At 40.1% G+C, this 14,995-nt stretch carries 14 protein-coding genes; 3 read left to right on the plus strand and 11 right to left on the minus strand.

The features are described from left to right. Nucleotides 1–76 precede the first annotated feature (76 nt). Nucleotides 77–1,726 carry a PqiB family protein gene (locus AC1M86_RS11155; protein WP_481591909.1) on the plus strand — a complete coding sequence of 550 codons (1,650 nt, stop codon included), beginning with the start codon at nt 77–79 and terminating at the stop codon, nt 1,724–1,726. Then, nucleotides 1,713–2,432: a PqiC family protein gene (locus AC1M86_RS11160; RefSeq protein WP_180028029.1), complete on the plus strand. Its 720-nt coding sequence runs from the start codon at nt 1,713–1,715 to the stop codon at nt 2,430–2,432. The genes AC1M86_RS11155 and AC1M86_RS11160 overlap by 14 nt, the downstream gene beginning before the upstream one ends. A 343-nt stretch (nt 2,433–2,775) precedes the next feature. On the opposite strand, the gene AC1M86_RS11165 is transcribed toward AC1M86_RS11160, so the two are convergent. The 9 genes from AC1M86_RS11165 to AC1M86_RS11205 all read right to left on the minus strand — a co-directional run bounded on the left by AC1M86_RS11165 (nt 2,776) and on the right by AC1M86_RS11205 (nt 12,604). Beyond that, complete coding sequence (locus AC1M86_RS11165) at nt 2,776–3,192, minus strand: toll/interleukin-1 receptor domain-containing protein (protein WP_481607962.1); 417 nt, start codon at nt 3,190–3,192, stop codon at nt 2,776–2,778. A gap of 1,313 nt (nt 3,193–4,505) precedes the next feature. Further along, entirely contained in the window at nt 4,506–4,703 is a 198-nt protein-coding gene (lysC, locus tag AC1M86_RS11170; protein WP_481607963.1) for an Rz1-like lysis system protein LysC, read from the minus strand. After that, nucleotides 4,630–5,019, minus strand: coding sequence for a hypothetical protein (locus AC1M86_RS11175; protein ID WP_035266151.1), 390 nt, complete (start codon nt 5,017–5,019; stop codon nt 4,630–4,632). Before AC1M86_RS11175 ends, lysC begins: the two co-directional genes overlap by 74 nt. After that, nucleotides 5,019–5,603, minus strand: a complete 585-nt coding sequence (locus tag AC1M86_RS11180) for an N-acetylmuramidase family protein (protein WP_481607964.1) — start codon at nt 5,601–5,603, stop codon at nt 5,019–5,021. The genes AC1M86_RS11175 and AC1M86_RS11180 overlap by 1 nt, the downstream gene beginning before the upstream one ends. Then, the gene (locus AC1M86_RS11185; RefSeq protein ID WP_481607965.1) at nt 5,569–5,880 is read right to left on the minus strand and encodes a phage holin family protein; all 312 of its coding nucleotides are present in this window, start codon (nt 5,878–5,880) and stop codon (nt 5,569–5,571) included. The genes AC1M86_RS11180 and AC1M86_RS11185 overlap by 35 nt, the downstream gene beginning before the upstream one ends. A gap of 178 nt (nt 5,881–6,058) precedes the next feature. Continuing rightward, entirely contained in the window at nt 6,059–6,907 is an 849-nt protein-coding gene (locus AC1M86_RS11190) for a hypothetical protein (protein ID WP_481607966.1), read from the minus strand. A gap of 5 nt (nt 6,908–6,912) precedes the next feature. After that, nucleotides 6,913–9,084, minus strand: coding sequence for a BNR-4 repeat-containing protein (locus AC1M86_RS11195; protein WP_481607967.1), 2,172 nt, complete (start codon nt 9,082–9,084; stop codon nt 6,913–6,915). A 120-nt stretch (nt 9,085–9,204) separates the two neighbouring features. After that, entirely contained in the window at nt 9,205–11,700 is a 2,496-nt protein-coding gene (locus AC1M86_RS11200) for a glycoside hydrolase family 24 protein (RefSeq protein WP_481607968.1), read from the minus strand. Between the two features lie 46 nt (nt 11,701–11,746). After that, on the minus strand, nt 11,747–12,604 hold the full coding sequence (locus AC1M86_RS11205) for a KilA-N domain-containing protein (protein WP_481607969.1): 858 nt from the start codon (nt 12,602–12,604) through the stop codon (nt 11,747–11,749). A gap of 353 nt (nt 12,605–12,957) precedes the next feature. On the opposite strand from AC1M86_RS11205, the gene AC1M86_RS11210 reads away from it, so the two are divergent. Then, entirely contained in the window at nt 12,958–13,278 is a 321-nt protein-coding gene (locus AC1M86_RS11210; RefSeq protein ID WP_481607970.1) for an Arc family DNA-binding protein, read from the plus strand. A 14-nt stretch (nt 13,279–13,292) separates the two neighbouring features. On the opposite strand, the gene AC1M86_RS11215 is transcribed toward AC1M86_RS11210, so the two are convergent. Both AC1M86_RS11215 and AC1M86_RS11220 read right to left on the minus strand, forming a co-directional pair. Continuing rightward, nucleotides 13,293–13,631 carry a hypothetical protein gene (locus AC1M86_RS11215; RefSeq protein WP_481607971.1) on the minus strand — a complete coding sequence of 113 codons (339 nt, stop codon included), beginning with the start codon at nt 13,629–13,631 and terminating at the stop codon, nt 13,293–13,295. A 45-nt stretch (nt 13,632–13,676) separates the two neighbouring features. Beyond that, on the minus strand, nt 13,677–14,993 hold the full coding sequence (locus AC1M86_RS11220) for a hypothetical protein (RefSeq protein WP_481607972.1): 1,317 nt from the start codon (nt 14,991–14,993) through the stop codon (nt 13,677–13,679). Between the last annotated feature and the right edge of the window lie 2 nt (nt 14,994–14,995).

Below are 14,995 nucleotides of genomic sequence, written 5' to 3' on the forward strand. Positions count from 1 at the left end.
TTCACTTCTTGCTTGATATTCATATGATGAAGCGTACAAACAACAACCACATTACGATTTAATAAGATCAATAACTATGTCAGAAAACCAATCGAGTAATGGTCATCCTCATGATGAACAAGTTCTGAGTCAGGTCGGTGTACCTGATAAGAAACGTAGCAAATGGAAACCTTCTCTCATTTGGATTATTCCAATTGTTGCATTACTCATTGCATTTTCATTAGCTCTCAAGGCGTATTTGAATACTGGTCCTGTTATTGAGGTTTCTTTTAGGACTGCAGAAGGCATTGAAGCTGGCAAAACTACAGTTCGTTATCGTCAAGTTAATGTGGGTCTAGTGCGTGAAATTGACCTTTCGGAAGATCGGTCTCATATCATTGCTAAAATTGAACTTCGGAAAGATGCCAGTAATTTTGCCACGGAAGATTCACGTTTTTGGGTAGTGAGACCACGTATTGGTGCAAGTGGGGTTTCAGGTATCGATACTTTACTTTCTGGCGCATATATTGAAGTAGATGGCGGTAAATCAGATGTCAAAACCACTTCATTTAAAGGGCTAGAAACTCCACCAGTTGTAACTTCCGATGTTCCTGGAAAAATCTTTTTCTTAAAGGCACAAGATTTAGGTTCGCTCGATTTCGGCTCACCTATTTATTATCGAAGAATCAACGTTGGACAAGTGACCTCTTACCAACTGGCTGATGATGGAAAAAGCGTTGAACTTCAAACTTTCATTAAGTCACCTTATGACAAATTTGTCACCACAGATGCGCGTTTCTGGCAAGCCAGTGGTGTAGATGTCAATTTGAATGCTTCGGGCTTTAGTTTAAACACACAATCTTTGGCAAGCATCATTTCGGGAGGGATCGCATTCGGTTATCCTGAAAATTCTGATGCAGCTCCTGCTCCGAATAAAATGAAATTTGAATTATTTGACTCTGAAAAGCTTGCGCTTAAAGAGCCTGATCTTAATCCAAGACGGATCGTAATGTATTTCAATGAGTCATTGCGAGGTTTATCAGTAGGAGCTCCAATTGATTTCATGGGTGTCGAAGTCGGTACTGTGAAAAAAATCAACACTGAGTTCTACAATAATCACTCGCAAATTCGAATGCGTGTTGATGCTGAAGTTTATCCTTCACGTATTGCTGGAGGTCATGAGTTGGACCCGCAAGGTACAGTATTCAAGCAATTTGTTGAGCGTGGTTGGCGAGCTCAAATGCGGACTGGCAATTTACTTACAGGTCAAAACTACATTAGCTTTGATCTTTTCCCTAAAGCTAAATATGCCACTGCAATCCGTCGAAATGATGGTGTAGTTGAAGTTCCAACAACTCCTACAGAATTAAAAGGCCTTCAAGCACAAGTGTCCCAAATCGCCGATAATGTATCTAAATTTCCATTGGTTGAAATTGGTCAGGACGTTCGTCAAACCTTGGCAAACTTAGATAAAACTATACAATCTTCAAAAAGTTTGGTCGATCAACTGGATGGCAAAGTTGCGCCTAATTTACAAGCCACTTTGGATGATGTTCGTAAAACAGTTCAGTCTTCTGAAACCATCTTGGCAAGTGATGCACCATTACAACAAGATCTACGTCGTGCTTTACAACAAATTACCCGTGCCGCAGCTTCATTGCAGTTAATGGCAGATCAAATAGAACAAAATCCTGAGTCATTGATTCGTGGAAAAACAGCGGAGCCGAAGAAAGATGACAGAGAATAAATTATTGAAATCTCAGCAACGCTGCTACCTAAAAGTCCTTTCAAGCTTGAGTGTTGGTTTGTTTGCACTCATCGTCAGTGGGTGCTCTTCATCCCCTACGCCTAAGTTCTATTCATTGAGCACTCAAACGCTAACATCATCTTCGTCAAATCAAAAAGTGAGGATGATTGAGGTGCTTCCTGTTGGATTATCCGATCGTTTAAACCGAATTCCATTGGTAATTCAACAAGAAAATGGGCAGGCTAAAGTATTGTTCGATGATCGTTGGACATCTACTTTATCGGCTGAATTGAGAGATGCTGTTTCTGCGCGTTTACAGCAAACATTAGGTGCAGTGGATCGTTATAATAGTGGTATGACTGGTGGACAAGCAGCTTATCGAATTGCCTTAGATTTTTCTAACTTTGATTTCATCGAAAAATCAAATCAGCAACGCTTTATGCTCATGAATGCGACTTGGACTTTAAGATATGATGATCCTAATCGCCCCTTATCCATACCCAAAAACGCTCAAACATTACCTCAACGTCATCAACTCAGTTGTCGGATGAGTTTTTATGAAGAAATTCCACAAAAAAATAAAGACTTAAACACTTTAGTCACTGTTTCGCAAAAAGCCATTGATCAACTTTCAATCAGTATTGCAAGTTCAGTCAAGCACTTAGAAAATAGGAATCAGCCGATTACTGGTGGGGTATGTAGTTAATTTTCATAAAAACTTGAGATTTCTTTTGAATCTGTTTTGAATACAGCAAAGCTCTGAGTTGTATTGATAACATTTATCTTTGATAGTTGGCTATACATTTGAATTGTTAGAAAATTACATCAAACAACATAGTGATCAATTATGCTTTAAATGTTCAGCCAAATCTTAGTTTCAAAATTTCTTTAAAATTTTTCGAACAAAAAGCCACTTATTAAGCGGCTTTTCAAAAAAGATGGTGTTAATTAAAATTAAATTATAAGTATTTAATATTAAATTAAAAAAACAAATTAAATAACCACTATACAGAATGCCATACAAAGATTCACCTGATTAATGAATACAACTATAGTGCAACCAACTCAGCTATTTTCTCTGCAACTATTGCCATAGTATCTTCTGATGTGTCCAAACCACTTCTCGAAGCTAGCATAGGACTAACATTACGTAGTTCATCATAAGTTGTATTATGTACAATTGGAATCAAGCGATTGCCTGCTAAAAGGGTGGAAAGTTCTTTATCTGCTACCCCTTCTTTAGGTAATCGTGATAATAACGCAGGTGTAACCAAAACAAGACCAATTTTCGAATTAGCTAAACCTTTATCAATAGCTCTCATCATTGGCACACCCAAACCAAGGTCTTTTTCGCTAAACCAGACTTTTACACCAGATGCCTCTAGTAAATCATGTAGTTCTTTAGCTACACCTTTGCGATCATCCCATGCGTGGCACAAGAACACATCACGAAGGTCTGGTTGCACAGAAGCTTTTTTACAATTTCGTCTCGAACAGGAGCTAGTGACATTATTTGATTTGAAGTATACGCAAGAGATGAGCCAGCTTTAGACCAACGAGGTTTAGAACTCCTTGTTGTAGTACTATCGCCTCCCCTACTTGTAATACCACTATAACTACTACTTGAACCGTATGATGGTGAATAAGAAGAATAACCGCTATATCGGGAACCATATCTGTTACGACATGCCGGACAAGCTGCAGCCGCTGCAGCAGAACTATGACCTCGAACAGGTGCTGTACATCTGGACATTTATTTTCCTTTTAATAATGTTGTGATTTCAAATTCGTATAATTAATAGACATTCTATGCATTATTTTCGTGAAACCACAAGGTCAAGTTATTGATTTTTCTATTGACTCAGTAAAAAAAAACAAGACAACATAAGTTCTCTTGGTCTTTATTAAATATCAACTCTATCGATCTTTCTTCTTATTTTCCTACCACTCAACCAATTCAATATGATCAAAATACACTGGTGCTTGTCGGCTTCTTCCATGATTAACAGGAATTGAAAAACTTGGATCGCTCTTGCGTAATTTATTCAATTTATCTCGTTCAAATGATAAAAAATGACAAACATCTTTACTTCTACAACAACACTATTTATGAATAGCATTAATTCAATATTTGTCGCTAATCAGCTTAGGCATAGCTTACACATGCTGATCAAACGCTATTTTAAATGGTTGCATGAATATAGAACTGGCAAGAAATTACGAAACTTAGCGTGGCAAGTGCAGCTTAAAAACTTCGAAATCAAAATCATCTGGAGTGAAAATGTGGCAAATATGTAGCAATAAAAAAGCCACTTAAAAAAGTGGCTTTTTTATAACAAGAATTTTGGTGGAGATGGCGGGATACGTATCACGTATATAAACCATTGTTTTACAGAGTGGTTTTTAACTCAGGATACAGACCGTGTAACATCTGTGTAACAAGTTAACTTTGCACCCCACTTAAATTTTGTAAAAAATCACTTAAACCTGAGTTCGATTGATGCTTTCGGATTTAAACCCAGGACATTATAACACCGATATATTGAATCCGTATCCTGTGAATTAATAGAACAAAAATTTGCCATTGTGAAGAACAGTTCTGGCTTCTTTGTTGTGGACCAGTTTATTTCCCTTGTGGTCGTAGACTTCGATAATTTCATCTTTTTCATCTACGAGGCAAAGCAAACTAATTCTGTATGTATAGTCGACATTGAAGTTTTTAATAATTTTTCTTGTTTTCATACTGGTGCCCTTTTTTAAGAGCACCATAGCATGTTCATTAGTTTGTGTGAATTTTAATAAAGGCATCAACCTTTGCCGCACACTCAGCACCAATCTCCAAACTTTCAATGTAACGAGTATATAACTCACCCATTGTATTATTTGAAAGCGCTTTGTATTCATCACAAGGTATCATTAGGCTTGCGGGTATTTGCGGCAATGCGGGCGGTTTCGGCGTTTGACATGCCTGCATCATCAAGCTTGCACTCAGTATAAACGCGCTCAGTAATAATTTTTTGAGTTTCATGTTTAATATCTCGAAATTGGATTTTGATATTGTTGCGCTCGGTTTCAAGCTCATTCTCAACAATGAATACTTTTGTTTTCCAAGCATCCAAGGCTGATTGATATGCATCATTGACTTTATTAATGCGCTTTACACATTCAGCATCAGCTTCAGCCAACTTTCCGCTTAAATGATTTGTATATGCAATTTGACCAAGCCATAAAATAAAAAAAGTCGCTATTGCGACCAAGTTTCGATATTTCCATAGAAGTTGAATAATAGGCATTACTTACTCCACTTTTTATATGCTTCAGCTAACTTTGTGTCATAACTGTTTTTTGCATAAGCTGGACCATTGTATCCACGAGCAAAACCTTTCCAATCTTTGCGCTTGAGCTCATTGACTAGTCCATTTACTTTGATAAATCGACACATCGCATCAAGTTGACCAGCTTCGTCTTTGTACATTGCATTGATGAAATTTTGCAAAGAAGGATAACCAAGTGACTTCCAATGGTAGCCCATGACTTGACCCAAACCCCACGAACAAGACTCTAAAGCTACATCACGATTAAGCTTTGATGCGCGTTCAAGTTTGCCATGCTGCTCTGAGAATTTTCCATAACCACCAGCAATTGGATTACATAAATCAGGATAAGTTTTAGTCCATTCATTCGACTTTGTAATCCAATTGATTGCCCTTATTCTTCGGTAAAAGACATGGCGCTCATAAAGAATGATAGGCGTGCCATCAATATTAAATCCTGAGCTTTTGCACTCAACTTCAATGACTGCTCGAAGTGCTGCGTAGTCAACACCAAGAGCTTTTGCATGATCATGGATTTGTTGAGTTGTTATCTTTTTTGACATTCATATCTACCTTGTCGATTTTGTCACTCACATAATGAGTGCCTTTGAAGCCGATTGCGGATGACACACCAACGGCCACAATTTCAGGTACGTTAAACCATGTCATAAGTGACCAAGCACCAATTGCGAAAAGCCCGCACATAAAGGCCTCTAACCAATCTGCTTTACCGTGTTTTCTTGCAGTGCGAAAAATTGCCATTAAAAAAGCCATTACGAAACTCGCAATGGCTGTATAAAATGGTTCAAGTGACGCAATGACTAACTTTAAGTCATCCATACATCCCCCTATAAAATTGGCATTAAAAAAGAGCCTTTCGGCTCTACTGGTGGATCAGTTGAATAGTCATTTGACATTATGCCCCCTAAATTTTGGTAATAAAAAACCCTGATTTAATTGAAGATTAGAACTTATGCTTTTTGTTGAATCTTTAAGACATCAAATGATTTTTACGGTGTTAAGTTGGGATAGTCCATGTGTCATTTTCATACAAGCCACCCTGACCAAAACGAAAGTTGTAAGCTTCTTGTGATTTTGCACTTGCTTGAGCGTATGTTTGACCACTCACCGTCAGATCTTCGATATAAAGACTATACAACACCCAAGATGGGCAACCTGCGTAAACAGAAGTTGAAATATTTCCAATCGTAAATAATTCACCTTTCACGCTGTCCAAGCTTGCTGATTCTACGAGAACCAATTTCGACTGAGCTACATCAACACAAAACGGTGAGTTGGGCGATGCTGTGGTGCGTCCAAGCATGTCTGTACCTGTTCGACCTCCCGCAACAGTCCCTGTACCTGTTGACTGATATACACATGGTGTTACTTGAGCTGTAGCTGTTCCATCTGAGCTCGAATAAAGTCCAGCTAAAACAGGTGCGTTTCCTGCTCCTGTAATCGCATTTCGAGTAATCACACCCATTAATGACATATAAAAAGCATGCGAAGTGTTTGACTTGATGTAGTCTTTAACCGCATCAGGTATCAAGCCACTCAATACACCGCGAGGACTTGCAGACGTTAAGTCTTGTGGATAAATCCCGTGCAAACCACCTTTCGCTGTTCTTTCAGCAATACCGCCTACACTGGCAAGAGTGTTTTTAATAGCAACACTTTCAACATCCACACCTGACAGCGCCTTAAATTCATTTTTCGCATAATTTGTTAATAGTGTTGGTACACCTGATAATCCATCACGAGCAGGCTCTATTAGAACGATAGATCCGTTGTTTATGCGTGTATCTGCTGATAGTTTAATGCCGTATTTGAAGTCTTGATTAATGTTAAACTGTAATCCACTCATTTATATTACCCCAAAAAAGTTAGTTTAGTATCGCACTCAAAAGAATATGTGCTTGTTCTGCCGTAGTTATACATTTCAGTGTAAACACAGATATTACCGCCATTCACAGGGTTAATCGGGCGAATGAGGTGGTTTGATCCTGAGCGTAGCGACTCTGATTTCTTATACTCACCATTCACCAAAATTGCTCTTTCAAGAACACCTTCACCTTTTGCGTCATCATAACGCGCAACAATAACCTCATCTTTATTGCACGGGGTTGGGAAGCTAATGCCGCTGATGTAAGACTCTGTTAACCCTGAGCCGAAACCACTACCCACATTTGCTACATCACGTATGACCCAATTGCCATTTTCGAGTGATGCAACTTTATAGACGGCATCTAAAATATTGCTAGATGTCCATTCTGCATAAGCAATAGCTGGACTTACTGGACCAGGCCTAACATAGTGTAAGCGACGATCCTTATCCGCAGATGTTTGTGGTAAAACAGGACTTAATGCTGTCGCTGCAAGAGGGAGGCTTGTCTTTGAGATGAAATTACCCAAAGAATTTCCGATATGGTCTGTAATCTCACCAGTTATTGTATTTAGTTCGATATAACAAACAAAGTTCTGCTCGGCAGCTGGATTAAAACCTGATGCGATACGAATCACATCACCATCCATTGCTGAAGTGCAATAGTATTGTTCGGTTGCTTGAATAAAACGCACTTGATCGAGTTTTGTGATTACTCCCGATGTTTGACTTACTGATAGTGTTACTACACTCCAAGCATTACCTGTTGTGCGTGATAGCACATAAAACATGTCTTGTGATTCATCGGATAGATGTGGAATATGATGCATCTGCGTATAAGATGTAGCACTCCCCAAATCAATTTCTTGTGTTTCGGTGTGTTGCAAGGTTCTCAGATCACCATCTTTAGTTGATACACGACCATAAATCTTTGTTGTTTGAGCGTGACGAGTCCACAACACTACTGCTCGGTGTCCTTCTTTAACCCAAAGACTAGGTGCATTGTGATCATCAATAGAAGGTGTTTTATCAATGACGAATTGAGTTGTTGTACCAACACCCACCACATACTCAGCTATAACAATTTCACCATCTTGTGAGTACAATCCACTAACTACGCGAGGATAGGGCTTTTCAAGATACGTGTGAATTGGAGAAATCCACCATTCCTGAATTGTGGATTTAAATACACCAATCTGCTTATCGCTTGAGGATTTTAACGAACCAAGTTCATTAATGTTTGCTTTCTCTATGATCAGAGTTCCATCATTCTTCATTAAAATAGGGAACTTTACACCATTACCAATACCAAAAGAGTAACCTGTGAATGGGTCTAGCTTGTAAATACTAACCCCAGAGACAGAAGAAACTTCCGAATGAATCTCATCTACATTCGCTTTTTCAACAACAACAACACCCTCTTTTGTAATGCCGAGAGGCATTACCCCATTGTTACCAACAAATCCAGCTGCATATCCCAGCCAGTCTTCAAAAGCTATTACCCGAATGTTTTCCACTTGCCAAAATGCTGTTTCTTGATCTGTGTAGTTTTTCGCCTGTGTTACAGGATCATAATCGCTCTTTGTTAGCGTTGTGCCGTTCCACTGATATGTGCCGTTGTTTGATGATGTGGAATCGTTAGTCACTTCAATAGCAGTGTTCGCAGTCAAATTAACCTGATCTGCTTGTGCTAATGCTAGAGTCGTATATGCTTTTCTACCGCCAACATAGGCTGCAAATGTAGTATCAACCTCAGTTTTTGTATATGTTGTTTCCTGCGGTGCTTTTGCAGACAAGGCAGAATCTACTTCTGCTTTTGTATATGTCGTGGCTTGCGGTGCTTTCAAGCTAAGCTGATTATCAACATATTCAGTAGGTGCTTTTTCATTAATCTGCTGCTGTTTTTCTTTAAGTGATTCATTGATATCATTAAAAGTTTGCTCAACAGTAACGCCGCTTGGTCTCACCAAAAGTGTAGAAATCAAGCCAGCACCACTAACATCCACAAAGATAGTAGAGCCATTTCTATTTTTTACAGAAATAGAGTGCATCGGCTCACGTAAGTAGATTTTTGCAGGGCTTCCATTTCGTACTGGATAGCCATTACGTGTTCGAATTGGCTGAGCTGCTGGAATGGTGAAATCTGCATCCCAAAACACCGAAACTGGAGAAGATTCCGGGTTTTTTCCTTGCTCCCCTATAAAAACAAAACCCGCATCAAGCGGGCTTCCATCAATATCAGCAATAGCTGTGTAGGGTGCTAAAAACATGGTCATAACTTAACTCCGTGGGTTTAGTGCGTCTTCTACACGCTTGCGAATTTTTCGATCTTTAATGTGTTTGGTTGAGATGCGTAATGCACTAGCTACAGGTGCAGGGAAGCCTGACATGCCTGATAGAACAAGGTCCATAGCTGCTGATAATGTTGCCGCTGTATTGCTGTGGTTGATTGCTGCAGAAGCTGGAACAGTGAAGATTGTTTTAGAAACTTCATTTAAAGCTCGCAATTTATCCGCACCCTCTTTCCCAAAAATGAAATCCAATTTGTCTTCCAGTTTTCGTATCTGAGTATTTAGCGCAGCTGGACTAATCATTTGATTGCCTTGCGCATCAGGTGCGACACCTCTGGTTGCCTCATCTTTGATGTTTTGCAGCACTGCGGCTTGTATTTCTTTCCATGACTGCTTACCTTCAGGCCCTGCTGTCATGATTGTGCGTTTAGCTTTCCTTAAATCATCCAATGAGCCGCTATAGATCACTCGATCTACGACTTTTTCATATGCAACTTTGCGATCATCAGAGCCTTTTTTGTTACCAGTTAAATCCTCAATAATGGCGTGTTTTTCCCACTTGTCACCAAAATGCTTTCGCTCTGCTCTGGCTGCTTTATAGAGAGTGCCAGCGTATGGCTCTACATGAGCATCGATAAAATTTTTCAAAATTGTAGCTTGTCGAATGTTTGGCGCCTCCTGATTTACGTTGCCATTAATTTCGGAGCGCCATTTTTCAAGCTGTTTAATTGTGGGATTACTAGGCACTAGGCTTCCATCATCAGCTTTCTGAGCAATACCAATTGAGACAGCTGTGCGCTTAGCTGCTGTGATGATAGGTGTGGTTGGTAATTCAGGCTGTGAGTTCAGGTAATCAATCACTGAAATTTCACCATCATCAAGAACGCCCACTGGTCGATTTAAATCTACCAGTGTGCTGGCTTCTTCTGAATCATCTGCTTTCTTATAAGCAACACGAACACGGTTCTTATCAGTCTGCATTTGCTTTTTTAAAGCTCCATCAACCATTAATCCAACATCGCGAGCATTACCACCTGTTTGACTACCAGTTTGATCGATAAATGCATCAAAGTTTTGCTGAATTGCTTGATGCTGCTGTTCATAACGTTGGCGAAGTGGCGCACCCATTTCACCGTCTTTTGCGGTCTCTATCTCAAACTTAAGTTGAGCAGGGTTGCGGCTAATCTGACCTTTAGTGAGTTCGGGTGTAACAGGTAAGTCTGCTGCCAGAGCTTGACGAATGGTTGATTGATCTACTTGAGCAGCACCAATGTTTGTAGGTGCTGGAGCAATGTTTGGACTTTCACGATTAAAGGTGTTTTTAGCTGCCTCAGTAACTGCATTAACTGGTCGTTTTGCTTGCTCTACCACTTGAGCCACGACAGGTTTTGCAGCCTGAGCTACCTCTCTTGCGGCTGTGGTGGCTACTGGTACAGATGCACGACCTAATGTTGCTGCCGATGTGCCAACACCACCACCCAATACAGGCGGCAACGTATCAAGTCCTGTGTCTTCAATAAACTCACCAACTGCGCTCACAGCGCGTCTACCGCCTGCAGTGTTTGGCTCATAAGTCAAAGCATTGGAAAACTGTGTAGCTCGGTTTACTGCATTCTGTGCACCTTGCTGTGTGCCAAATGTGCCATCAACAACAGCTTCTGCAATACCGTGCAAAGCACCAAGCCCCTGACCTAATGTGCCACCGACTGCACCAGTTGCAAGTGTCAAAGCTGCCTCTGCTCCACCAATGATTTTATCCGTGGTGCTGAGTGTTTTTACTTGTGGTTGTGGTTGAGGTGTCAGATCTTCTCGAATCACACCGTTTTCATCAAAATCAGGCAAGCCTGCTGGTGCCACTTGATGATTTGGATTTTGCTTATCAAATGCTGCAAGCAAGCTGTTTACCCGATTTTGCTTTTGCTGTGGGTTGCTTTGTTTTTTTGCGGTGCTGGCTTTAGCTTGATTATCATAAGCGGAAACCAGCTGATTGATTCGGGATTGGGCTGGCTTGCGATTTGGCGTTTTTACCTCACCCACCATATTTTGGATATCCTTCCAAGATTTCTTCGGCTGTGCATAAGGTGAAGATGGTAAAGAAGCCCATTCGCTACCTAATTTACCTACAGCTTTAGTAAAGTCACCCTTCATAACATCCCCCAAAGCGCCACGACCTAAAATTAAAGCCACTGCTGCCAAGTCTTGGTTTTTGGGTGAAAAGTCTGTCAAGCCGTACTTCTTGGAAATGCTATCCCAGGTTCCTTTTAAGAATTGATAGCGACCTGCTGCTGTGGTTGAGTTCTTTTTGCCATCAGTTTGATTAAATTCTTTTTTTACATTCGGGTGAACTTTTAAATTATCAGAGCGCTCATTACCAAATATGGTGTTATACCCATGCTTTACGCCTTCAGCATTCGCAATAACATCCAGCATTTTTCGAACATTCGGATTGCTTAGAGCTTTTTCAAGTTCTTGACGTGTAGCCATAACTTTTCCTTAGGTAATAAAAAACCACCCGAAGGTGGTTCTTGTTTTATTTAGAATTTCGCTCTTTTAGAAAATGCCGCCCTACTCGAAGCGTATCAGTACTATAAAGCAGATCCAGCACACTATCAAAACGCTTAGTGAACTCAGCAATATCCATGGTTGGATAAAAGCCCGGTGGCAATGGCATTGCAGTCAGCACACCGTTACGAGCAGATACATGCCAAGAATCATACCGTGAGTTATTAAATTCCCGATTAATCTGTTCGGCAACTTGAATAACTTCTTGTGGATAAGGTAAGGCTTTTACTTCTTGCTTTTCAGCCTTTGCTTTTAGATCCATTGTTTCCAGATAATGGACAGCCTCTGGAAAATGAATTTCTAAAAGCTCTGCATAGCGTGGAATTTTAAAGTGTCGATTATGACGCGCCCACATTTCAGCAAAAATTTTCCGTTCACCTTGAGAGCGACGCGCCACAATTTCATGAAGCAGGGCTTGCTGTTCAGGTGAGATAGCTTGACGCGCTTTAACTCTGAATTGCATCACCATCGCATCATAAGCACGAATAACCTGTAGATGGAATTTTGCAGAGATCCACATTGCGTACGAGTAAACTAATTCTTTAACTACATATGTGCCATTATTCTTGCCATCATTGACTTTGCCAACAGCAGGCATCTGCAAATTTGCAGATGCCCCATCCGAAGGGTTTTCAATCTCAGCAATTAGGTCTTTGGTTTGTTGGTTACGGATAAAGTAAGCAGGCTGGTGCTTCTTGTCGTAACCACTTGCTTTGTGTAGATCATTTAAGCAATAACGACCATCTTCGTCTTGGCGAATTGAGAAGTCACCAATAATTAAAGGTTGGTTGTTTGGGTTTGCGAAGTTTTGTGTTAAATTAGACATGTGTTATATATCCTTTGTGATAGCAACTAAACCTTGTGATATGTGAGAGTTGAGCAAGGTTTTTTTGTGCCTATTGAATTTGTGCATTAGCATTCTCTTTGTTTAAAAATTCTTTTATCGCCTGATTAATAAGGTAGTTAAGTGATCGGTCCTCCTTCTTACTTTTAATCTTTAATTCCTTATGGTCTTTATTGTCTAAAAACCGCATTTTGTATTGTTGCCCTTTGTGATCTTTCATATCCAAGCCCTTTCTAAATAAACCACCGTGGTTTATGAAATAAATTAAACCACGGTGGTTCTATTGTCAATGCCCCACGGTGGTATAAACTATATTTTTTTCTTGGTGTATGTTTATGAGCAGAGAAGACCCACAGCTAAAGATCCGTTTGCCTTTAGAATTAAAAGAAAAAATTACTCAATCTGCCGCTGACCAAGGACGCTCCATTAATTCGGAGGTGGTTGCTCGACTAGAAGAAAGTTTCACTACGACAAACTTGGTTGCGTCTGAACCTTACAAAAGGATGCTTTTAGCAAATGTTGCTATGATTGTTGCAAATGAAGCAGATAACCCAAACCCATCATTTACCAAAGCTATGGAAAGAATCACCAAAGCAATCATGGTTGATGAAAAGCATCTTTTTGATATTTACAAAGACACTAAAAAAGCACCCTAAGGTGCTTTTTGCTTTTACTTATCTAAGTAGTGCAGGCAATCTCTAAAAAATGTGTCCACATATTCGCTTTTTGCGATTTTTGACCTACGCTCTGTCATTTCTACTTTGTTACGATATGCAGAATCAATAATAATTCTGCCAACCTCGCGGATTTCTTTTTGCTCTCCAATTAGTGTTTTGTACATCTCTGAGATTGGCACACCATTTTGCCGGGCATCAAAAGCACTACCAGCCAATTCAGATAGTGTAGAACAAGTTTCAACAGTGAATTTGTAGTTGCTTTTGTTTGCCGCACCAGCCGCTGCAGAAAAAGAAAGCGCCAGCAAGGAAATGAAGATCTTCTTGAAGTTCATGTGATAACCCCTCTTTATTATTGAGGAAAGATTATCACAAAACATTTAATCTATACCTAACTGATTAGCGACCTGCTGCATTTCTGCTGGTGATACACCGCGAGCTTTTGCAGCTGCCACTACTTCGGCAGAATAACCCTTACCCTTAGTTGCATATATTTGGGCTTTCTTATTTGCCGATTGAGCTGCCTTAGATAGCTGTTTTGCCACCTCAGTTAAGCTTTGTTGTACAACTCTAGGGTCTTGATTTGGGTTAATTGAAGCAATAGATGCTTTTAATGCAGCACCCTCTGATTCTGTTAAAGCGCCAAGTCCACGCATTTGATCAACTTGCGCCAAGAAGATCTTAGACTTCATTGTTTCAAGTTTTTGATCAAAATTATATTCGTCTGTACCAGGCACATTACGCATTGCTCTGTTCCAGTAACCGCCAGTAGACTCATTGAGAGCTTTAGTGTCGTTAGCTAGTTGGGCTGCTAATTTTGCACCTTCCGATGCATTTCTAGCTGCCGTCGCAAACCCTTCAACTTTCTCAAGTCGTTCCATACGCTGTTCAGGCTTTTCTTTTACATTAAATACAGTCTGCGCAATCTTTCGCTCTTCTTGATTTAATTTTTCATAGAACTGCTGTTGGTCTTGGTCGAGCTTGGCATAAAATTGATCATTCTGAATCTGCATTTTTTGCTGATCCTGAACGCGACCAGTCTTTCGATCCTCAATTTGAGATTCAATATTATCAATCTCTGCTTGACTCTTGTCGCCATACCAAAGCGTCTCAGTCTCGATTTTCTCAGTCTGCGCTTTCTTGAGGTTAATTTCTTCAGGAGTAAGATCGTTTTGATTTAGTGCACCCAATACATCTTTAAACTGACTTGGGTTGGTAGAAGCAAGAGTAAGGCCTGTTAATGTTTGCAGTCCTTCAGGATCTGAATCAGCCATCATTGATAGTTGACGTAAATAACCTGCTGTCTCTTGATCACCTGCATTTTCATAACCAGCCGCTTCCGTTTCAAGGATAGACTTAGCTAAGTCAAAACGATTACTAGCTGTGGCAGCATAAATACGTGAGGCTGTTTTGAACGTGGCTTGTTGCTTCCCTGAGTCCAAAACATCGTAAGATCGCTTAAAGTCTTCAGCTAAAGATGGAAACCGCGCCATGATATTCGCATAATCATCATGGGTTTTATTAGGCTTTGATGCAAAAGCAGACAACTCTTCCTGCATTTGCTGTTTCTGAATGGCTTCACGTTCAGCCTGTTCTTTAGCCTGCACAAACTGCCCAATCTGCATACCTTGAGTAAGACCAGTAACTGCAGTCTGTACTGGATTTTGCACATCAAGCATATAATTAATAGGTTGCATAA

Source organism: Acinetobacter sp. ANC_7654 (assembly GCF_056779855.1).

What these genes read in the sequence shown, in the direction of transcription:
- AC1M86_RS11155 (WP_481591909.1), top strand. Translation starts at nt 77, where the DNA reads ATGTCAGAAAACCAATCGAGTAATGGTCATCCTCATGATGAACAAGTT.
- AC1M86_RS11210 (WP_481607970.1), top strand. Translation starts at nt 12,958, where the DNA reads ATGAGCAGAGAAGACCCACAGCTAAAGATCCGTTTGCCTTTAGAATTA.
- AC1M86_RS11220 (WP_481607972.1), bottom strand. Translation starts at nt 14,993, where the DNA reads ATGCAACCTATTAATTATATGCTTGATGTGCAAAATCCAGTACAGACT.
- AC1M86_RS11160 (WP_180028029.1), top strand. Translation starts at nt 1,713, where the DNA reads ATGACAGAGAATAAATTATTGAAATCTCAGCAACGCTGCTACCTAAAA.
- AC1M86_RS11190 (WP_481607966.1), bottom strand. Translation starts at nt 6,907, where the DNA reads ATGAGTGGATTACAGTTTAACATTAATCAAGACTTCAAATACGGCATT.
- AC1M86_RS11205 (WP_481607969.1), bottom strand. Translation starts at nt 12,604, where the DNA reads ATGTCTAATTTAACACAAAACTTCGCAAACCCAAACAACCAACCTTTA.
- AC1M86_RS11185 (WP_481607965.1), bottom strand. Translation starts at nt 5,880, where the DNA reads ATGGATGACTTAAAGTTAGTCATTGCGTCACTTGAACCATTTTATACA.
- AC1M86_RS11175 (WP_035266151.1), bottom strand. Translation starts at nt 5,019, where the DNA reads ATGCCTATTATTCAACTTCTATGGAAATATCGAAACTTGGTCGCAATA.
- AC1M86_RS11215 (WP_481607971.1), bottom strand. Translation starts at nt 13,631, where the DNA reads ATGAACTTCAAGAAGATCTTCATTTCCTTGCTGGCGCTTTCTTTTTCT.
- AC1M86_RS11200 (WP_481607968.1), bottom strand. Translation starts at nt 11,700, where the DNA reads ATGGCTACACGTCAAGAACTTGAAAAAGCTCTAAGCAATCCGAATGTT.
- lysC (WP_481607963.1), bottom strand. Translation starts at nt 4,703, where the DNA reads ATGATGCAGGCATGTCAAACGCCGAAACCGCCCGCATTGCCGCAAATA.
- AC1M86_RS11180 (WP_481607964.1), bottom strand. Translation starts at nt 5,603, where the DNA reads ATGTCAAAAAAGATAACAACTCAACAAATCCATGATCATGCAAAAGCT.